Here is a 19,824-nt window from a genome sequence, read left to right on the forward strand (position 1 = left end):
ATGGTCGACCAGCCCGGGCCCGCCGCCGCGCGCGCCGAGACGAACGAGCGCGAGCTCGAGCCGGAGATCGTCACCGACCTGCGGGAGCGGATGACGTACGGCTCGTACCTGCACCTGGACACGCTGCTCGCGGCGCAGGAGCCGATCAGCGCGCCGGCGCACCACGACGAGATGCTGTTCATCGTGCAGCACCAGACCACCGAGCTGTGGCTCAAGCTGGTGCTGCACGAGCTCGTCTCCGCGCGCGACCTGCTCGCGGCCGACGAGCTCGGCGCGGCGCTCAAGCGCATCGCCCGCGTCAAGCACGTGCAGCGCACGCTCACCGAGCAGTGGTCCGTGCTCGCGACGCTCACGCCCAGCGAGTACGCCCAGTTCCGCGGGTCCCTCGGCAACGCGTCAGGGTTCCAGTCCTGGCAGTACCGCGCCGTGGAGTTCCTGCTCGGCAACAAGAACGCGCGGATGCTCGCGGTGTTCGAGGCCGAGCCCGCGGCGCGCGCGGAGCTCGCGCGGCTGCTCGCCGAGCCCAGCGTGTACGACGAGTTCCTGCGCTACCTCGCGCGGCACGGCCACGACGTGCCGCGGCGGGTGCTCGACCGCGACGTCACGACCGCCCACACGCTCGACGACGACCTCGTGGAGGTGTTCCGCCGCATCTACGCGGACCCGGAGTCGGACTGGTCGGCGTACGAGACGTGCGAGGAGCTCGTCGACCTCGAGGACAACTTCCAGCTCTGGCGCTTCCGCCACATGAAGACCGTGCTGCGCATCATCGGCACGAAGCGCGGCACCGGCGGTTCCAGCGGCGTCGGCTTCCTGCAGCGCGCGCTCGACCTCACCTTCTTCCCCGAGCTCTTCGCCGTGCGCACGGAGCTCGGCCCGCCCGCGGGCCCGAGTTCGACGACGGTCCGGTCATGACCGGTGCTCTGGTGGTGCCCCCGGGCGTCGCCCCGGTCGTCCTCCCCGCGGGCGTCCCGCCGGAGGTGCGGCGCCGGCTGGGGGAGTCCGGCACGCTGCTGCCGCCGTTCACCGACACGCACGTGCACCTCGGCCTCGTGGACCCCGCGCCGCTGCGGGCCCGCGGCGTCGCGGCGGTGCACGACCTGGGCGGGACCCCGGCCGACGTCGCGGCCCTGGCCGACGACCCGGCCCTTCCGCGCGTCGCGTACGCGGGCGCGTTCCTCACTGCGCCCGGCGGGTACCCGAGCGACCGGCCGTGGGCCCCCGCGGCCTGGGTCGAGGAGGTCGCCGACCCGACGTCCGCCGTCGCCGCCGTGGACCGCCAGGTCGCGGCCGGGGCGTCGTTCGTCAAGGTCGCCCTGCACGCCGACGCCGGGCCGACGCCCGACGACGCCACGCTCGCCGCCGTCGTGGCGCGGGCCCACGCGCGGGGCCGCGCCGTCGTCGCGCACGCCGAGGGCGCCGGCCAGGCGGCCCGCGCGGTCGCGGCCGGCGTCGACCGCCTGGCGCACGCCCCGTTCAGCGAGCGCCTCGACGACGACCTGCTCGTGGCCATGGCCGCGCGGGGCACGACGTGGCTCAGCACGCTCGACATCCACGGCTGGGGCGACCCGACGCCCGAGCTCGAGGTCGCGCTCGACAACGTGCGCCGCTTCGCCGCGGCGGGCGGGCGCGTCCGGTACGGGACCGACCTCGGCAACGGCCCGCTGCCGGTGGGGCTCAACGCCAGGGAGCTGGCGGCGCTCGCGGCCGCCGGCCTCGGACGGCGGTCGCTGCTGGTCGCGCTCGTCGGCGACGAGCCGCCCGCCGGCCTCGTGTCGTTCGTGCCGGGCCCCGCGCCCGCGCCGGCCGACCCCGGCGCCGTCCACGCCGCCTGGCTCGCCCGCGCCACGGTCCTCGCCGTGAGCGACCTCAGCGACCCCGACTTCGTCCCGCCGACCGCGACTCCCTCCGGAGGACCCGCATGACCACCGACGCCCCCACCCGCCGCGACCGCGCCGCCGCGCTGGACGCCGCCGACCCGCTGGCCCGGTTCCGGTCGGCGTTCGTCGGCTCGGACGAGGTGACGGCCTACCTGGACGGCAACTCGCTGGGCCGGCCCACGCGGGCGTCGGCGGAGCGCCTGGCCCGCTTCGCGACCGACGCCTGGGGCGCCCGGCTGATCCGCGGCTGGGACGAGGAGTGGTACGAGCTGCCGCTGCGCCTCGGCGACCGGGTCGGCGAGGTCGCGCTGGGCGCGGCGCCGGGGCAGACGTTCGTCGGGGACTCCACGACCGTCATCCTCTACAAGCTCGTGCGGGCGGCGCTGTCCTCCCCGCGGGTGGCCGGGCGCGACGAGATCGTCCTCGACTCGGGCAACTTCCCGACCGACCGCTTCGTGCTCGAGGGCGTGGCGCGCGAGCACGGCGCCACGCTGCGCTGGATCTCGCCGGACCACGACGGCGGGGTCACGCCCGCGCAGGTGTCCGCGCTCCTGTCCGAACGGACGGCGCTCGTCGTGCTGAGCCACGTCGCGTACCGCTCCGGGTACGTGAGCGACGCCGCGGAGATCACGCGGCGCGCGCACGACGCCGGCGCCCTGGTGCTCTGGGACCTGTGCCACTCCGCGGGTGCGGTACCCGTCGAGCTCGACGCGTGGGGTGCGGACCTCGCCGCCGGCTGCACCTACAAGTACCTCAACGGGGGACCCGGGTCGCCCGCGTTCGGCTACGCGCGGGCCGACCTCCAGGGCGAGCTCGTCCAGCCGATCCAGGGGTGGATGGGCAGCGACCGGCCGTTCGAGATGGGGCCCGCCTACGCGCCGCACGCCGGGGTGCGACGGTTCCTCTCCGGCACGCCGGCGATCGTCGGGATGCTCGCGATGCAGGACATGCTCGACCTGGTCGGCGAGGCAGGCCTCGGCGCCGTCCGCGCGAAGTCCGTGGCGCTCACGAGGTTCGCGCTCGAGCTGGTCGACGACCTCCTGGTACCGCTCGGCGTGCGCGTCGCCTCCCCGCGGGACGACGAGCGGCGGGGGAGCCACGTCACCGTCGACCACGACGCGTTCGCCGACACCCTGCCCCTGCTGTGGGAGCGCGGCGTGATCCCCGACTTCCGCCGCCCGAACGGCCTGCGCCTGGGCCTCTCGCCCCTGTCGACGTCGTTCGACGAGGTGCGCGTGGGCGTCGAGGCGGTGCGGGACGCGCTGGTCGAGGTCACGGGGCGCGACGCCGCGTGATCCTCGACGACCTCGACGCCCGCCCCGGGAGCGCGACGTCGCTGCTGCGGACGGTCGTCGGCCTGTACGCCCGCGGCCTCGGCGGCCGGATGGCGGCGGGCGACCTCGTCACGCTGCTCGGCGCGGCCGGCGTCGCGTCGGGGGCCGCGCGCTCGGCCGTGTCGCGGGCCAAGGGCAAGGGCCTGCTCGAGGCCGAGGAGGTCGACGGCCGGGCCGGGTACCGGCTCGCGGCGGGCGCGGCCGCGATGCTCGAGCGCGGCGACCGGCGGATCTTCGGCTACCGGCAGCAGGGCGACGACGACCCCTGGTGCCTGGTGTCGTTCTCCATCCCCGAGGAACGCCGAGACGCCCGTCACCAGCTGCGGCGGCACCTGGCCGGCATCGGCTGCGGCACGGTCGCGACCGGCCTGTGGATCTGCCCCGGCCACCTCACCGACGAGGTCGAGGGGGTCCTCGACGGGCTGGGGCTGCGCGACGCCGCGACCGTGTTCGTCGCGGGGACGCCGCGCGTCGCCGGGTCCCTCGCGGACGCCGCCGCCCGCTGGTGGGACCTCGACGGCCTCGCCGCGCGGCACCGTGGCTTCCTCGCGGCGCACCCGGACCCGGACGAGGGCGAGGAGACATCCGTCCACGCGCCGGGCGAGGCGTTCGCCCGCTGGGTGCGCGCCGTCGACGACTGGCGCCCGCTGCCGTACGCCGACCCCGGGCTGCCGACCGCCGTCCTACCCCCGGACTGGCCCGGGACGGCGGGCGTCGCGCGGTTCGCCGCCCTGCGCGCCGCGTTCGCCGGCGCGGCCGCCGCGCACGTGCGCGCCGTCGTCCCTACGCTCGGGGCATGAGCGCCGACGCCCCAGCCACCCCGGACCTCAAGCCCCGTTCCCGCCAGGTCACCGACGGCCTGGAGGCCACGGCCGCACGCGGCATGCTGCGCGCCGTCGGCCTGGGCGACGACGACTTCGCCAAGCCGCAGATCGGCGTCGCGAGCTCGTGGAACGAGATCACGCCGTGCAACCTGTCGCTCGACCGGCTGTCGCAGGCGGTGAAGCACGGCGTGCACGCGGGCGGCGGCTACCCGCTCGAGTTCGGCACCATCTCCGTCTCCGACGGCATCTCCATGGGGCACGAGGGGATGCACTTCTCGCTCGTCTCCCGCGACGTCATCGCCGACTCCGTGGAGACGGTCATGCAGGCGGAGCGGCTCGACGGCTCCGTGCTGCTCGCCGGGTGCGACAAGTCGCTCCCCGGGATGCTCATGGCCGCCGGGCGCCTCGACCTCGCGAGCGTGTTCCTCTACGCCGGGTCGATCATGCCCGGCTGGGTGAAGCTGTCCGACGGCACCGAGAAGGACGTCACGATCATCGACGCGTTCGAGGCCGTCGGGGCCTGCGCGCGGGGGCTGATGAGCGAGGAGGACGTCGGCCGCATCGAGCGCGCGATCTGCCCGGGCGAGGGCGCGTGCGGCGGCATGTACACCGCGAACACGATGGCGTCGGCGGCCGAGGCGCTGGGCATGTCGCTGCCCGGGTCGGCCGCGCCGCCGTCCGCCGACCGCCGGCGCGACGCCTTCGCGCAGGCGTCGGGCGAGGCCGTCGTCGAGCTGCTGCGGCGCGGGATCACCGCACGCCAGATCCTCACCAAGGAGGCCTTCGAGAACGCGATCTCCGTGGTGATGGCGTTCGGCGGCTCCACCAACGCGGTGCTGCACCTGCTCGCCATCGCGCACGAGGCCGAGGTGGAGCTCACCCTCGACGACTTCTCCCGTGTCGCCGACCGCGTGCCGCACCTCGGCGACCTCAAGCCGTTCGGCCGGTACGTGATGAACGACGTCGACCGCATCGGCGGCGTCCCCGTGGTGATGAAGGCGCTGCTCGACGCCGGGCTGCTGCACGGAGACCAGCTCACCGTCACCGGGCGGACGGTCGCCGAGAACCTCGCGGACATCGCCCCGCCCGACCCGGACGGCAAGATCCTGCGGGCCCTCGACCGGCCCATCCACCCCACGGGCGGCATCACGATCCTGCACGGCTCGCTGGCCCCCGAGGGCGCGGTGGTGAAGTCGGCGGGCTTCGACTCCGACGTCTTCGAGGGCACCGCCCGCGTCTTCGAGCGCGAGCGCGGCGCCCTGGACGCGCTGGAGGACGGCACGATCACCGCGGGGGACGTCGTCGTCATCCGCTACGAGGGCCCCAAGGGCGGGCCGGGGATGCGCGAGATGCTCGCCATCACCGGCGCGATCAAGGGTGCCGGCCTGGGCAAGGACGTCCTGCTCATCACCGACGGGCGGTTCTCCGGCGGGACGACCGGACTGTGCGTCGGGCACATCGCGCCCGAGGCCGTCGACGCCGGGCCCATCGCGTTCGTGCGCGACGGCGACCGCATCCGCCTCGACGTCGCGAGCAAGACGCTCGACCTGCTGGTCGACGACGCAGAGCTCGCCGCCCGCCGGACGGCGGACTGGACCCCCGTGCCGCACGGCTACACCCGCGGCGTGCTCGCCAAGTACACGAAGCTGGTGCAGTCCGCGTCCAAGGGCGCCGTGCTGGGCTGAGCGCCCCTGCCCGCCGGCTGACACCGCGCGAACGGTGCCCGGTCGGGCCATGCTGGGCGCATGACCGACTCGATCACCCCGCGACAGTTCGCCCACTCCGACGGCGTCGGCGACTGGCACGCGGACGAGGGCTCCGCCTGGGCCGTGTTCCGCACCGGGTCCTTCGCGGCCGGGGCGCGGTTCGTGGACGCGATCGCCGAGATCGCGGACGCGGTGAACCACCACCCCGACGTGGACCTGCGGTACGGCACCGTCGTGGTCCGCACCTCGTCCCACGACGCCGGCGGCCTGACGACGCGCGACGTGGACCTGGCCCGGCGGATCAGCGACGCCGCCGCCGAGCTGGAGCTGCCGGTCGAGACGTCGCGGAGCTGACGCCCTCGGTCAACGCAGCCGTCACCGCAGCCTCCCGACGCCGACCCCTCCGGCCTCGCCCCGCCACCGCGCGAGACGCGCGGCGGCGGGGCAGGGTGGACCGGGCAGGTGGCGGGACACCGACGGACGGGGGAGGCCATGGCCGACGAGATCACCGCGGCCGGGTTCGAGGCCGCGTCGGGCACCGGTGACTGGCGCGCCCTCGCCCGGGGCGCGAGCGCCCTCTTCCGCACGCACGCCGCCGGCGAGGGCGCCGTCCTCCTCGAGCGTGTCCGCGTGCTCGCGGACGCGGCGAACCACCACCCGGACGTCGACCTCCGGCCCGGCGGCGTCGTCGTGCGCGTGCAGTCGCACGACGTCGACGGCCTGAGCGAGCGCGACGTCGCCCTGGCACGGGAGGTCTCCGCCGCGGCGGCGGACCTCGGGCTCGACGCCGACCCCGCGGCCCTGCAGGACGTGGAGCTGACCGTCGACGCCGCCGATCGCGAGCAGGTCATGCCCTTCTGGGGCGTCGTCCTCGGGCACTCCCGCTCGGGCGGGGATCTGCTGGACCCCCACCGGCGGTGGCCGGGCGTCTGGTTCCAAGCGATGGACGAGCCACGCCCCCTGCGGGGCCGCCTGCACCTCGACGTCTTCGTGCCCGACGACGTGCGGCAGGCACGCGTCGACGCGGCGCTCGCGGCCGGCGGGCGCGTCACGACCGAGGAGTTCGTGCCGCAGTGGTGGACGCTCGCGGACGCCGAGGGGAACGAGGCGGACGTCATCGCCTGGGAGGGGTTCGAGGAGGACCTGGCCGACGGCCTGCTCACGCCCGAGGAGTTCCGGGCGGCGGGCGGCGTGGAGGACTGGCGGGTGCTCCAGGGTGCTAGCGCGTACTACGCGACGGGCGGCTTCGACGCGGGCGTCGAGCTGGTCGCCCGGGCGGCCCGCGCGGCGGACGAGGCCGGCGTGCCGCTGTTCGCCGACCTGCGGTACTCCGGCGTCACCTTGCGGGTCGGGCCGCCCGAGGACGGCTGGATCGGCCCCGCCCGGCTCGGGGTGGCGCAGCGGGCGCAGGCCGCCGCGCGCGACCTCGGGCTGCGCGCCGAGCCCTCGGTCCTGCGCGACGTCCAGCTCACGTTCGACGCGCTCGACGTCGACGCGGTGCGCCGGTTCTGGGCCGCGGCGCTCGGGTACCTCGAGCGCGGGGTGACGGACCTGTACGACCCGCTGCTGCGCGGCCCTTCGGTGTTCCTGCAGCAGATGGCCGAACCGCGCGTGCAGCGCAACCGCATCCACGTGGACGTGTTCGTCCCTGCCGACGTCGCCGACGCCCGGGTCGCGGCGGCGGTCGCCGCCGGCGGCACGGTCGTGCGCGACGCGGAGGCGCCGTTCTGGCGGACGGTCGCCGATCCCGAGGGCAACGAGGTGGACATCGCCGTGATCCCGGGGCGTGCGGAACGCTGGGCGGGCGAGCCGGACGCGTGAGCCGTCGCGGCCGGGTCAAACTCGGGTAGCGGGGACCTTTCGCCCACGTCAAGGCTGCTCTATCCTCCCTGGCAGCGCCGTCGTCCGACGGGCGCGACCGACGGGCCGCGCCGCGGCCACGAGGAGGTGGCGGTGGCCGTGCTGGACGGTTCCCGAGGTGGTGGCGAGCTCGCGATCGAGACGCGAGGGCTCCGCAAGACGTACCGGAGCGCGCGAGGGAGATCGGTCGGGGTCGAAGGTCTCGACCTGCAGGTGCCCGTGGGCGGGGTCCACGGCTTCCTGGGGCCCAACGGGTCGGGGAAGACGACGACGATCCGCATGCTCCTGGGCCTGGTCCGGCCCGACCGCGGGACCGCGACGATCTTCGGGCACGAGGTGCCGAAGCGGCTGCCCGAGGTGGTGGGCCGCGTCGGCGCCATCGTCGAGAGCCCCAAGTTCTTCCCCGCGTTCAGCGCGCGCCGCAACCTGCGCCTGCTCGCGGACGCGATCGGTGCGCCCGCGGGCCGGGTGGACGCCGTCATCGACGAGGTCGGGCTCACCGGGCGGGCCAAGGACAGGTACAAGGGCTACTCGCTCGGCATGAAGCAGCGGCTCGCCATCGCGGCGACCCTGCTCAAGGACCCCGACCTGCTCATCTTCGACGAGCCGACGAACGGCCTCGACCCCGCGGGCATCCGCGAGATCCGGCAGACCATGCGCGGCCTCGCCGACCAGGGCAAGACGGTGCTGGTGTCCAGCCACATCCTGGCCGAGGTCGAGCAGATCGCCGACACGGTCTCGATCGTGGCCCGCGGCCGCCTCGTCGCCGCGGGGCGGGTGGCCGACCTCATCGGTGCCGGCTCCGTGACCGGGTCGGTCCGGCTGCGCGTCGCGCCGACCGACCTGACCATCGCGACCAGCGTGCTCGAGACCGGCGGGCTGCTCGTGCGGCGCGAGCACGACGCGCTCCTCGTCGACGGCGCCGCCGACCCCGCCGCGGTGAACCGCGCCCTCGGCGAGCGTGGCGTGTGGGTGCGCGAGCTCACCCCGCTCCAGGCCGACCTCGAGTCGGTGTTCCTCGGCCTCACCGCGGGGGAGGTCCCCGGTGGTGGCGGACGCGGTCCGGTGCCGGCGGCGGCGAGCACCGGGGCCGGCACCGGGACGACGGAGGTGGACGCATGAGCCGCCTCCTGCGGGTCGAGCTGCGCCGGTTGTGGGCGCGTCAGGTGACGCGCTGGGCGTGCGTCGGAGTTCTCGTGCTGGTCGCCCTGAGCGGTGCGGCGACGTATCTGTCGGCGCCGCCGCCGAGCGACCGGGAGGTCGCGGACGCGCAGGAGATGTTCGCCGCCGACCAGGAGCAGTGGGAGAAGGACGGGGAGCAGCAGGTCGCCGACTGCGAGGCCGGGGCCGAGGACGAGGGCGCCACCCCGGAGGAATGGGGTTGCGACCAGATGGCCCCCCGCCTGGACTGGTACCTGCCGCCGACGCCGACGTTCGTCCCCGACCCGGCTCAGAACGAGATGCTCTACGGGGAGCCGGAGGTCAACGCGCAGGACGACGCGACCCGGGCCGCCGTGGCGGACATCCAGGCCTCGGTGTGGAGCGGGTGGTCGGGCCTGGCGTCGCTCGACGACCTCGCGGTCCTTCTGCTCCTCGTCGCGCTGGTGGTCGGGGTGAGCTTCGTGACCGCCGAGATGAACAGCGGGTCGCTGGGGATGTGGCTCACGTTCGAGCCGCGCCGGCAGCGGGTGTACTGGTCGAAGGCGGTGGCCGCCGCGGTCGGCACCGTCCCGCTGGTGCTGGTCGGGTTCGCGCTCCTGGTCGGTGCCTCGTACGCGGTGTACGCCTCGTACGGCACGCTCGGGGAGGTCACCGGCGCCGTCTGGCTCGAGGTCGCCGCGTTCACCGGGCGCCTCGTCGCGGCCGGGGCGGTGCTCGCCGCGCTCGGCGTGGCGCTGGGCACGCTGTTCAAGCACGCGGCCGCCGCCGTCGGCCTGGTCGGCGTGGTCGCCTGGGTCTGCGTGGCCTTCGCCTACTCGTTCGGCGACGTGCAGCGCTGGCTACCGACGACGGCGCTCTCGGCCTGGCTGCAGGGCGGGGTCGTGTTCCAGACGGAGCGGTGCACGCCGAGCGCCGACGGCGTGTTCGAGTGCGTCCCGGTGGACCACGTCGTGACCACCGCGCAGGGCGGGCTGACCGTGGCGGCGCTCGCCGTCGTCGTCACTCTGCTCGCGGTGCTCGTGTTCCGGCGACGCGACGTGAGCTGACCGACGCCGTCGCGGCGCAGGTCGTGAGCCCGGTGACCCCCATGCTGTCCGCATGATGGGACACCGGGCTCACGACGTGACATCGAGGAGACGCGGGCGTAACGTTCGATCCGTGCAGACGATCCTCGTAGTACTTCTTCCCGGGCGCGCCGACTAGGCCCACGCACCAGGCTTTCGTCAGCGCGCTCACCCCTCGTCAGTCCCGTCATCCCGGGACCGGGGGGTTTTTCATTGCAGCGACACCCCTCGCCAGACCCTTCGCCCGCAAGACCGACCGGCAGGAGAGACCGATGGTCCAGCCGAACCCGACCCCCGCCCAGGTGGCCGCCCGCACCGCGTCCCGCAGTGCCGACGGTGCCACCGGCCGAACCGTGTCCGGTGAGGAGGTCACCGGCGCCGAGTCGATCGTCCGCTCGCTCGAGTCGGTCGGCGTCGAGAACGTCTTCGGCATCCCGGGCGGCGCGATCCTTCCGCTCTACGACCCGCTCATGGACTCGAAGCAGATCCGCCACGTCCTGGTGCGGCACGAGCAGGGCGGCGGGCACGCGGCCCAGGGCTACGCCCACGCCACCGGCAAGGTCGGCGTGACGATGGCGACGTCGGGGCCCGGTGCCACCAACCTCGTGACGCCGTTGGCCGACGCGCACATGGACTCCGTCCCGCTGGTCGCGATCACCGGCCAGGTGGCGCAGTCGCTCATCGGCACCGACGGGTTCCAGGAGGCGGACATCGTCGGCATCACGATGCCGATCACCAAGCACTCCTACCTGGTCACGGACCCGGCGGAGATCCCGCGCACCATCGCCGAGGCGTTCCACATCGCGTCGACGGGCCGGCCCGGCCCGGTGCTGGTCGACATCGCGAAGTCCGCGATGCAGGCCACCACCGAGTTCTCCTGGCCACAGGACCTCGCGCTGCCCGGGTACCACCCGGTGACCAAGCCGCACGCGAAGCAGATCCGCGAGGCCGCGAAGCTGCTGGCCACCGCCCGCCGCCCGGTGCTGTACGTGGGTGGCGGTGTCATCCGTTCCGGCGCGTCGGAGGCGCTGCGCCGGCTGGTCGACACCTCGGGAGCGGCCGTCGTCACGACGCTCACCGCCCGCGGCGCCGTCCCGGACAGCCACCCGCAGCACCTGGGCATGCCCGGCATGCACGGTACCGTCCCGGCCGTGGCCGCGCTGCAGAAGGCGGACCTCGTGGTGGCCCTCGGCGCCCGATTCGACGACCGCGTCACCGGCCGGCTGTCGAGCTTCGCCCCGGGCGCCGCCGTCGTGCACGCCGACATCGACCCCGCGGAGATCGGCAAGAACCGCCCCGTGGACGTGCCGATCGTCGGCGACCTGCGCGAGGTCATCGCCGACCTGGTGCCGGCCCTCGAGGCCGAGCACGCCAAGGGGGGCAAGCCCGACCTGGCGGCCTGGTGGCACCAGCTCGACACCTGGCGCGAGACGTACCCGCTGGGCTACTCGCCCACGGACGACGGCCACCTGTCCCCGCAGCACGTGATCTCCCGCCTGGGCGAGCTGGCCGGCCCGGACGCGATCTACGCCGCGGGCGTGGGGCAGCACCAGATGTGGGCGGCGCAGTTCATCCGCTACGAGCGCCCCCGCACCTGGCTGAACTCCGCGGGCCTCGGCACCATGGGCTTCGCGGTCCCCGCCGCGATGGGCGCCAAGGTCGGCGAGCCCGACCGTGAGGTGTGGGCCATCGACGGCGACGGCTGCTTCCAGATGACCAACCAGGAGCTCGCGACCTGCGCGATCAACGACATCCCCATCAAGGTGGCGCTGATCAACAACAGCTCGCTCGGCATGGTGCGGCAGTGGCAGACGCTCTTCTACGACGAGCGCTACTCCAACACCGACCTGCACACCGGCCACGGCACCCGCCGCATCCCGGACTTCGTGAAGCTCGCGGACGCGTACGGGTGCGAGGGCATCCGCGTCGAGCGTGAGGACGAGGTCGACGCCGCGATCAAGCGGGCGCAGGAGATCGACGACCGCCCCGTGGTCATCGACTTCCAGGTCTCGCGCGACGCCATGGTGTGGCCGATGGTCGCCGCCGGCGTGCCGAACGACGACATCCAGTACGCGCGCGGCATCTCGCCGGCGTGGGACCGAGAGGACTGAGACCCATGTCGCGTCACACCCTGTCCGTGCTGGTCGAGAACAAGCCCGGCGTCCTCACCCGCGTCACCGCGCTGTTCGCGCGCCGCGCGTTCAACATCCACTCCCTGGCCGTCGGGCCCACGGAGCACGAGGAGATCTCGCGCATCACCGTGGTGGTCGACGTCGAGGAGCACCCGCTCGAGCACGTGACGAAGCAGCTCAACAAGCTGATCAACGTCATCAAGATCGTCGAGCTCGACCCCGAGTCGTCCGTGCAGCGCGAGCTCCTGCTCGTCAAGGTGCGGGCCGACCAGGCCACCCGCGCGGGGGTGCTCGAGGTCGTCGACCTCTTCCGCGCCCACGTCGTGGACGTCGTCCCCGACACGGTCGTCATCGAGGCGACCGGCACCGCCGCCAAGCTGTCCGCGCTGCTCGGCGCGCTCGAGCCGTACGGCGTCCGCGAGATCGTGAAGTCCGGCACGCTCGCCGTGGGCCGCGGCTCGCGGTCCATCACCGACCGAGCGCTGGAGCGCGTGCGCACGGCCTGACGCCGTTCGCGTACCGTCATCCCCGCGGGTGACCACATACCGACCTGAAGTGACGAACGCAGTACCGAGAACCGAGGAGCATCACCGTGGCTGAGCTGTTCTACGACGACGACGCCGACCTGTCCATCATCCAGCAGCGCAAGGTCGCGGTCATCGGCTACGGGAGCCAGGGCCACGCGCACGCGCTGAACCTGCGCGACTCGGGCGTCGACGTCCGCGTCGGCCTGCGCGAGGGCTCCGGTTCCGCGAAGAAGGCCGAGGACGAGGGCCTGCGCGTGCTCACCGTCGCCGACGCCGTCAAGGAGGCGGACGTCGTCGTCATCCTCGCGCCGGACCAGGTGCAGCGGCACGTGTACCGCGACGAGATCGCCCCGAACCTCAACGAGGGCGCGGCGCTCGTCTTCGGGCACGGCTTCAACATCCGCTTCGGCTACATCAAGCCCGAGGCCGGCCACGACGTGCTCATGGTCGCCCCCAAGGGCCCGGGTCACCTCGTGCGCCGCGAGTACGTCGACGGCCGCGGCGTGCCGGTGATCGTCGCCGTCGAGCAGGACGCGTCGGGCTCCGCCTGGGAGCTGGCCCTGTCCTACGCGAAGGGCATCGGCGGCCTGCGCGCCGGCGGCATCAAGACCACCTTTACCGAGGAGACCGAGACCGACCTGTTCGGCGAGCAGGCCGTGCTGTGCGGCGGTGCCTCGCAGCTGGTCCAGTACGGCTTCGAGACGCTGACCGAGGCGGGCTACCAGCCCGAGGTCGCGTACTTCGAGGTGCTGCACGAGCTGAAGCTGATCGTCGACCTCATGGTCGAGGGTGGCATCGCCAAGCAGCGCTGGTCGGTCTCCGACACGGCCGAGTACGGCGACTACGTCTCCGGCCCGCGCGTCATCGACCCGCGCGTCAAGGAGAACATGAAGGCCGTCCTCGCGGACATCCAGAACGGCGCCTTCGCCGAGCGCTTCATCGCGGACCAGGACGCGGGCGCGCCCGAGTTCACCGCGCTGCGCGAGAAGGGCGAGGCGCACCCGATCGAGACCACCGGTCGTGAGCTCCGGAAGATGTTCTCGTGGATCAAGCCCGCTGACTCCGACTACACGGAGGGCAGCGCCGCTCGCTGACCCACACCGTCAGCAGCGACGCGCGCGGCCGTCGTCCCCCACCCGGGGGCGGCGGCCGCACGTGCGTCCGGGCCCAGGCGAGGTAGTCCGGGGCGTGCCGAGGTAGTACGAACCGCGCCGAGGTAGTACGAGGAACGGCGAGGTAGTACCGGTCAGTCGAGCAGCCCCGCCCACCCCCGGACGACGTCGACGAGCCCCACGCGGTCGAGCGCGTCCACGTCGGACAACCGGTGCCACGCGACGGCGTCGGTCGTGCCGTCGGACTCCCTGGTGAGCTCGCCGCCGACGACGTGCGCGCGATAGACGATGCGGATGCCTTGTACCGCCACCGTGTGGTCGGTGCCGTCCACGACGACGCGGTCCTCGGGCGGGATCACGATGCTGTCGACGCCGAGCAGGCCGTCGAGCGCGACGTCGTACCCGGTCTCCTCTCGCAGCTCGCGGACGGCTGCATCCTCCGGGTGCTCGCCGGGGTCGATGCCGCCCCCGGGCATGGTCCAGCCCGCTCCGACGTCGCTGGACCAGTGGGGGAGGAGGATGCGGTCGCCCTCGACGACCAGGGCGTAGGCGGCGACGCGGGTGTCCATGCTGGCCATCCTGGCAGGATGGACCCCATGAGCGACGACGCGAACCCTGGGCTGGATCCCGAGCAGGCCGACAGCATCACGCAGTTCTGGGACGTCGCGCGCCCGAGCGCCGGCCGCACGAGCCACGGGGGAGCCGTGGGGGAGCGCTCCGAGAACGTGGTGCCGCCGCCCGCGTGGTCGTTCGGCGACTCGGCGGAGCTGGCCGACGAGCTGCTCGGACTGGTGCTCGACGGCGTGAAGACAGGCACCGCCGCCGCGGTCTGGGAGTACGAGGCCGCCGACGAGCCGCTGCCGCGCAAGGGCGACCTGTCGATCGTGCTCGACGGCGCCGGTGCGCCCCGCCTCCTCATCAGGACGACAGAGGTCGAGACGGTCCCGTTCGACGAGGTGACCGCCGAGCACGCCGCCGCCGAGGGCGAGGGCGATCGCACCCTGGCGGACTGGCGCGACGGGCACGAGCGCTACTGGCGCCGCACGCTCCCGCAGATCGGTCGGGAGTTCGACCCGACCATGCCCGTGGTCTGCGAGCGGTTCAAGGTGCTCTACCGCGCCTGACGCCGCGGAAACCTTCCCGGTCAGAACCTCGCGGTCAGAACGGCGGGTCGCCGGCGCGCCAGTGGTCCGGACGGTCGTGTTGGTGGTCGTGCGGCATGTCGCGCGCCATGTCGACCGGGTCATCGAGGCCCTGACCGAGTGGTTCATGCCCGCGCGGCGGGTGCCGGTGCCTGGTGGTCTCGACGAGTTCGGCTCGGGTCTCGTATCGCCGCCCGGTGGGGGAAGTCCATTCGAGAGTCCCGCCCCAGCCGGTGGTCTGTCGCTGCGTGACCTGCCACGCGGTCTGGTGCTTCATCGTGTGGTGTCGACGGCACAGCGCGGCCAGGTTGGTGGCGGTGGTGGCGCCGCCGCCGGCCCATGCCTGGGTGTGGTCGAGGTCGGACTGGGTCGCGGGGTGGGTGCAGCCGGGGAACCGGCAGGTGGTGTCGCGTGCGCGGACCAGGGCCTTGAGGTCGGCGGGGACGGCGTAGGCGGTGCGCCCGACGGACAGGACGGTGCCGGTCTCTGGGTCGGTGAGGACGCGTCGGAGCGAGGGCGCCAGGGCGGTGAGCCGACGGGCCGTGTCCGGGTCGATAGGGACGTGGCCGTTCATGGTGGCGGGGGCGTCGGTGAGGCCGAGCAGGGTCAGGACCGGGACGGTGACGGTGAGCTGGGGGCGGATCGAGCGGGCCAGGGTCGCCAGTGTGGACCGCGTGTGCAGCAGCGCGGTGACGGGCTCGACGCCGAGTGCCTCGTCCGGGTCGTGCGTCTCGTCCCTCTCGTCGCCAGGATCCGTGCTCGTGGGCACGCTGTGATCGAGGGTGCCGTCGTCCAGAAGGAGGGCGGCGAGGGCGTCGGCGCGGGCTTGGGCGAGGGTGCGTCGTTCGCCGCTGCTCACGACGCTGCCGCTGCGGCTGCCGTTGCTCCCGCTGCTGGTGGCGAGGTGCCCGGCGGTGCGAGTGAGGCGGTCGTAGGCGGCGTGGGCCAAGGGTGCGGGCAGGTGGGCGGTGAGCCAGGCCATGCCGTCGTGGCCGTCGTCGAGCCAGACGGCGCGGTGCTGGGTGGCTTCGGCGTGGCGGACATCGGCGGGAGTGGGGTGGGCCGTCTCGCGGGCTCGGCGTGCGCGGCGTCCGGTCTGCGTGGGTGTGCACGTGACAAGGCCGGTGTCGCGGTCGAGGATCGTGGCCAGGACGGACCGTTCCACGGCTGCGGATTCCTCGGGGCTCAGGTCGGTGAGGTGCGTGGTGATGGCGGTGGCGTGCCCCCACGACAGCCGGCCCTCGTGCAGGGCGGCCAGGGTCGCGGGAGCCTTGCTGCTCAGGGTGACGGCGTGGTCGGTGAGGGTGCCCGCGGTGTGCTCCCCGATCCGGAGTGCGGTGGCGATCTCGGCGGTCAGGGCGCGGTGGGCGAGCTCGAGCCGGCGGGCCGAGGGGGCGCGCCTGGCGGTGGGGTCGTCGTGGTCAAGCAGGTCGGTCTCCAGCGCCTCGGCCAGGCCGGCGGCCCGTGCGAGCAGGACGGCACGCTCGGCGTGCAGCGCTGCGACCTGGGTGTCGTTGGCGGCGAGCGCGTCCAGCACGCGGTCGAGGTGTGCCAGCGTCGGTCGCCCTGTCAGCGGCGGGCGGTCAGTCGACGACTGCGGGGGCTCGGTCTCGTGCCGGTCGGTGTCGTGCCGTCGTGACTCCTCCGCGAGCAGCTCGCCGATCGACGGGGTCCACGACCGTGGCATCGCGGCGAGCCGGTCCGCCGCCACGCGCAGGCCAGCGCTCGCGCCGACGCGCACGCCGGAAAGGGTGCTGGTCGCGGGGGCGGGGAGCGTCGTCGTCATGCCCCGACCCTACCGACCTTCGAACACCTGTTCTAGGCCTCGCCCGCACCTGTGGACGATCAGCGTCGCCGACACGAGAGCGGCGAGGAGGTGTCGCCATGTCGGCGCGATCGTGCCGGCCGGAACGGCAGGATGGGGCGATGCCCGCCGTGCCGCCGACGTCGTTCGCCATCCGACCTGCCGTCGCCGACGACGCGCCCGGGTGCGCGTTCGTGCACCACACCTCATGGGTGGAGACGTACTCCGCGCTGCTCCCGGCGGCGCACTGGGAGTCCGACACCCTCGAGCGGCGCACGGCCACCTGGCGGCTTTGGCTCGCCGGCGAGCTGACCGTCACCGTGGCGGAGGAGTGCGGCCGGGTCGTCGGGGTCGCGTTCGCGAGCGCCGGGCGGCGGATCGGAGATCATCCGCCGGTCCGGGACCGGGAGCTCTGGCTGCTCTACGTGCTGGCCGCGCACCACGGGACCGGCGTCGGCCAGGCGCTGCTCGACGCCGTGCTGCCGCCCGGGACGCCCGCGCAGCTCTGGGTCGTCGAGGACAATCCGCGGGCGCGGCGCTTCTACGGTCGCAACGGGTTCCGTCCTGACGGCGCGCGCGACGTCGACGCGTGGTCGGGGCTCGCGGACGTCCGCTGCGTGCGCTGACGGGCCGACGCACCCCGCGCCCACGTTCGGCCACGCGTCCGCCGTGCCCTCCCGTGACGTGGCGTCGGCCTTGTGGGAGGTCGCCCGGTCGCCCAGTGCGCGCGCGGCCGTGCTCTGCCCCCGAGACCATCGGCCGGCACGTCCGAGGAATGAGATCTGTGTCCGCATCATGACCCGAGGGGCATAGGCTCGGCCCATGACGCGGAGCATCGACCTGGCAGTGGTGGCCGGCGACGGCATCGGCACGGAAGTCGTGGAGCAGGGCCTGGCGGTCCTCGAGGCGGCCGTGGCCGGCTCGGACGTGAAGATCTCCACCACCGAGTTCGACCTGGGCGCGCGCCGCTGGCACGCGACCGGCGAGACGCTCACGGACGCCGACCTCGAGGCCATCAAGCAGCACGACGCGATCCTGCTGGGCGCCATCGGCGACCCGAGCGTGCCGTCGGGCGTGCTCGAGCGCGGCCTGCTGCTCAAGCTCCGCTTCTCGCTGGACCACTACGTGAACCTGCGCCCCGGCAAGCTGTACCCCGGGGTCACCAGCCCGCTGGCCAACCCCGGCGACGTCGACTTCGTCGTCGTGCGCGAGGGCACCGAGGGTCCGTACGTGGGCAACGGCGGAGCGCTGCGCGTCGGCACCCCCCACGAGATCGCGACCGAGGTGTCGGTCAACACCGCGTTCGGCGTGGAGCGCGTCGTGCGCGACGCCTTCGCCCGTGCTCAGGCACGCCCGCGCAAGCACCTCACGCTGGTGCACAAGCACAACGTGCTGGTGCACGCCGGCCACCTGTGGCGCCGTACCGTCGAGGCCGTCAACGCCGACTTCCCCGACGTCACCACGGACTACCTGCACGTGGACGCCGCCACGATCTTCCTCACGACGAACCCGTCGCGGTTCGACGTGATCGTCACCGACAACCTGTTCGGCGACATCCTCACGGACCAGGCCGCCGCCATCACCGGCGGTATCGGCCTCGCCGCGTCGGCGAACATCAACCCCGACCGCACCGCGCCGTCCATGTTCGAGCCGGTGCACGGCTCGGCCCCGGACATCGCGGGCCAGGGCAAGGCCGACCCGACCGCCACGGTCCTGTCGGTCTCGCTGCTGCTCGACCACCTCGGCCTCGCCGAGGAGAGCAAGCGCGTGGAGGCGGCCGTCGCGGCCGACCTCGTCGAGCGCGGCGACCGAGTACGCACGACGGCCGAGGTCGGGCGCGACCTCGCCGCACGCGTCAACGGCTGACGACAGCCCCACCGTCGTCATCCGGACGGCGCGGCGCCACCCGCGCCGCGCCGTCGGACGTGTCGTCCGAGCCACCGCCCGCCCCGGCCGTCATCCCCTGTCGACCACCCGACATCCACTTCTGTCCGGGTGGCCGCTGTGGTCGGAGCGACGCCGGTGCCCACGAGGTGCACGGTCGTGGAAAACTACAGGGGTCACCCGGTGAAAGGCCCCCGATCATGACCACTTCCAGCACCTCTCCGTCCGCCGCGAGCGCTACGCCGAGCACCGGCGGGTCGGGCATCCTCCCGGCCGAGCTCGAGGACCTCGTCGCCCTGTTCGACGTGCGCGCCACGGACTCACCCACCCCGGACGCCGAGCGCGAGGCCGCTCTGCGGTCCCCGAAGTTCGGCACCGTGTTCACGGACCACATGGCGCGCGTCAGCTGGCGTCAGGGTGACGGGTGGCTCGACCGTCGCGTCGAGAAGTACGGGCCGCTGCAGATCGACCCCGCGACCGCCGTCCTGCACTACGCGCAGGAGATCTTCGAGGGGATGAAGGCGTACCGGCACGCGGACGGCTCCGTCTGGACGTTCCGTCCCGACGCCAACGCGGCCCGGTTCGCGCGCTCGGCGCACCGCATGGCGCTGCCCGCGTTGTCGGTGGACGACTTCATCGGCTCGATCGCGGCGCTGGTGCGCACCGACATCGACTGGGTGCCGTCCGGTGAGGACTTCAGCCTCTACCTGCGGCCCTTCACGTTCGCGTCGGAGGCGTTCCTCGGGGTGCGTCCCACGAACGAGGCCGAGTACCTGGTCATCGCCTCGCCCGTCGGCCCGTACTTCGCGGGCGGCGTGAAGCCGGTGTCGATCTGGATCGACGAGCACTACCACCGCTCCGGCCCCGGCGGGACGGGCGACGCGAAGTACGGCGGCAACTACGCGGCGAGCCTCCTGCCGCAGCGGCTCGCCGGGGAGAAGGGCTTCGACCAGGTCTGCTACCTCGACGCCGTGACGAACACGTCGCTCGAGGAGCTGGGCGGCATGAACGTCTTCGTCGTCATGGCCGACGGCTCGGTGCACACGCCGGAGCTCACCGGCACCTTCCTCGAGGGCGTCACGCGCTCGTCCATCCTGCAGCTCGCCGCCGACCGCGGGCACCAGGCCGTGGAGCGGCGCATCCCGCTCAACGAGGTCGTCACCGGCCTCCGGGACGGCACCGTGCGGGAGATCTTCGCCTGCGGCACGGCGGCGGTCATCACCCCCGTCGGCCGCCTCGCGGGCGACGAGTTCGACCTGCAGGTCTCGGGCGGCGAGCCCGGCGAGCTCACCATGGCGATCCGCGAGGAGCTCACCGACATCCAGTACGGTCGGGCCGCGGACCGGCACGGCTGGATGCGCCGGCTCGCCTGATCAGACAGGGAGGTCCCCCGC

At 73.7% G+C, this 19,824-nt stretch carries 18 protein-coding genes; 16 read left to right on the top strand and 2 right to left on the bottom strand.

Translation table 11 applies throughout. From position 1 onward, the window contains the following. The 12 genes from ACH443_RS05920 to ilvC all read left to right on the top strand — a co-directional run bounded on the left by ACH443_RS05920 (position 1) and on the right by ilvC (position 13,582). Entirely contained in the window at positions 1–915 is a 915-nt protein-coding gene (locus ACH443_RS05920) for a tryptophan 2,3-dioxygenase (protein WP_430589739.1), read from the top strand. Next, positions 912–1,925, top strand: coding sequence for a hypothetical protein (locus ACH443_RS05925; protein WP_430589740.1), 1,014 nt, complete (start codon positions 912–914; stop codon positions 1,923–1,925). Before ACH443_RS05920 ends, ACH443_RS05925 begins: the two co-directional genes overlap by 4 nt. Next, positions 1,922–3,175 (top strand): kynureninase, encoded by a 1,254-nt coding sequence (locus tag ACH443_RS05930; protein ID WP_430589741.1) that lies wholly within the window; start codon positions 1,922–1,924, stop codon positions 3,173–3,175. The genes ACH443_RS05925 and ACH443_RS05930 overlap by 4 nt, the downstream gene beginning before the upstream one ends. Beyond that, positions 3,172–4,014, top strand: coding sequence for a PaaX family transcriptional regulator C-terminal domain-containing protein (locus ACH443_RS05935; protein WP_430589742.1), 843 nt, complete (start codon positions 3,172–3,174; stop codon positions 4,012–4,014). The genes ACH443_RS05930 and ACH443_RS05935 overlap by 4 nt, the downstream gene beginning before the upstream one ends. Continuing rightward, positions 4,011–5,723, top strand: coding sequence for a dihydroxy-acid dehydratase (gene ilvD, locus ACH443_RS05940; RefSeq protein ID WP_430589743.1), 1,713 nt, complete (start codon positions 4,011–4,013; stop codon positions 5,721–5,723). The genes ACH443_RS05935 and ilvD overlap by 4 nt, the downstream gene beginning before the upstream one ends. 60 nt (positions 5,724–5,783) lie before the next feature. Further along, positions 5,784–6,098: a 4a-hydroxytetrahydrobiopterin dehydratase gene (locus tag ACH443_RS05945; protein WP_430589744.1), complete on the top strand. Its 315-nt coding sequence runs from the start codon at positions 5,784–5,786 to the stop codon at positions 6,096–6,098. A gap of 138 nt (positions 6,099–6,236) precedes the next feature. Next, positions 6,237–7,565: a VOC family protein gene (locus ACH443_RS05950; RefSeq protein ID WP_430589745.1), complete on the top strand. Its 1,329-nt coding sequence runs from the start codon at positions 6,237–6,239 to the stop codon at positions 7,563–7,565. 132 nt (positions 7,566–7,697) lie between these two features. Next, positions 7,698–8,726, top strand: a complete 1,029-nt coding sequence (locus ACH443_RS05955; protein WP_430589746.1) for an ABC transporter ATP-binding protein — start codon at positions 7,698–7,700, stop codon at positions 8,724–8,726. After that, the gene (locus ACH443_RS05960) at positions 8,723–9,811 is read left to right on the top strand and encodes an ABC transporter permease subunit (protein ID WP_430589747.1); all 1,089 of its coding nucleotides are present in this window, start codon (positions 8,723–8,725) and stop codon (positions 9,809–9,811) included. Before ACH443_RS05955 ends, ACH443_RS05960 begins: the two co-directional genes overlap by 4 nt. A gap of 290 nt (positions 9,812–10,101) precedes the next feature. Continuing rightward, the gene (locus ACH443_RS05965) at positions 10,102–11,940 is read left to right on the top strand and encodes an acetolactate synthase large subunit (RefSeq protein WP_429763834.1); all 1,839 of its coding nucleotides are present in this window, start codon (positions 10,102–10,104) and stop codon (positions 11,938–11,940) included. A gap of 5 nt (positions 11,941–11,945) precedes the next feature. After that, entirely contained in the window at positions 11,946–12,467 is a 522-nt protein-coding gene (gene ilvN / locus ACH443_RS05970; protein ID WP_429763835.1) for an acetolactate synthase small subunit, read from the top strand. 86 nt (positions 12,468–12,553) lie between these two features. Further along, complete coding sequence (gene ilvC, locus ACH443_RS05975; RefSeq protein WP_429763836.1) at positions 12,554–13,582, top strand: ketol-acid reductoisomerase; 1,029 nt, start codon at positions 12,554–12,556, stop codon at positions 13,580–13,582. Between the two features lie 152 nt (positions 13,583–13,734). On the opposite strand, the gene ACH443_RS05980 is transcribed toward ilvC, so the two are convergent. Then, on the bottom strand, positions 13,735–14,169 hold the full coding sequence (locus ACH443_RS05980; protein ID WP_430589748.1) for an NUDIX hydrolase: 435 nt from the start codon (positions 14,167–14,169) through the stop codon (positions 13,735–13,737). Between the two features lie 27 nt (positions 14,170–14,196). On the opposite strand from ACH443_RS05980, the gene ACH443_RS05985 reads away from it, so the two are divergent. Then, positions 14,197–14,724: an ASCH domain-containing protein gene (locus ACH443_RS05985; RefSeq protein ID WP_429763838.1), complete on the top strand. Its 528-nt coding sequence runs from the start codon at positions 14,197–14,199 to the stop codon at positions 14,722–14,724. 34 nt (positions 14,725–14,758) lie between these two features. Here the strand turns inward: ACH443_RS05985 and ACH443_RS05990 are convergent, their stop codons facing one another. After that, a complete protein-coding gene (locus ACH443_RS05990; RefSeq protein ID WP_430589749.1) occupies positions 14,759–16,528 on the bottom strand; it encodes a DUF222 domain-containing protein in 1,770 nt (589 codons plus the stop codon). 140 nt (positions 16,529–16,668) lie between these two features. Here ACH443_RS05990 and ACH443_RS05995 point away from each other — a divergent pair, with 140 nt between their 5' ends. The 3 genes from ACH443_RS05995 (at position 16,669) to ACH443_RS06005 (ending at position 19,803) form a co-directional block, all read left to right on the top strand. Next, positions 16,669–17,172: a GNAT family N-acetyltransferase gene (locus ACH443_RS05995; protein ID WP_430589750.1), complete on the top strand. Its 504-nt coding sequence runs from the start codon at positions 16,669–16,671 to the stop codon at positions 17,170–17,172. Between the two features lie 196 nt (positions 17,173–17,368). After that, entirely contained in the window at positions 17,369–18,412 is a 1,044-nt protein-coding gene (locus ACH443_RS06000; protein ID WP_429763839.1) for a 3-isopropylmalate dehydrogenase, read from the top strand. A gap of 218 nt (positions 18,413–18,630) precedes the next feature. Beyond that, complete coding sequence (locus ACH443_RS06005) at positions 18,631–19,803, top strand: branched-chain amino acid aminotransferase (protein WP_430589751.1); 1,173 nt, start codon at positions 18,631–18,633, stop codon at positions 19,801–19,803. Positions 19,804–19,824: the final 21 nt, after the last annotated feature.

Source organism: Isoptericola sp. NPDC019571 (genome assembly GCF_044389385.1).
Taxonomy (GTDB): domain Bacteria; phylum Actinomycetota; class Actinomycetes; order Actinomycetales; family Cellulomonadaceae; genus Isoptericola; species Isoptericola nanjingensis.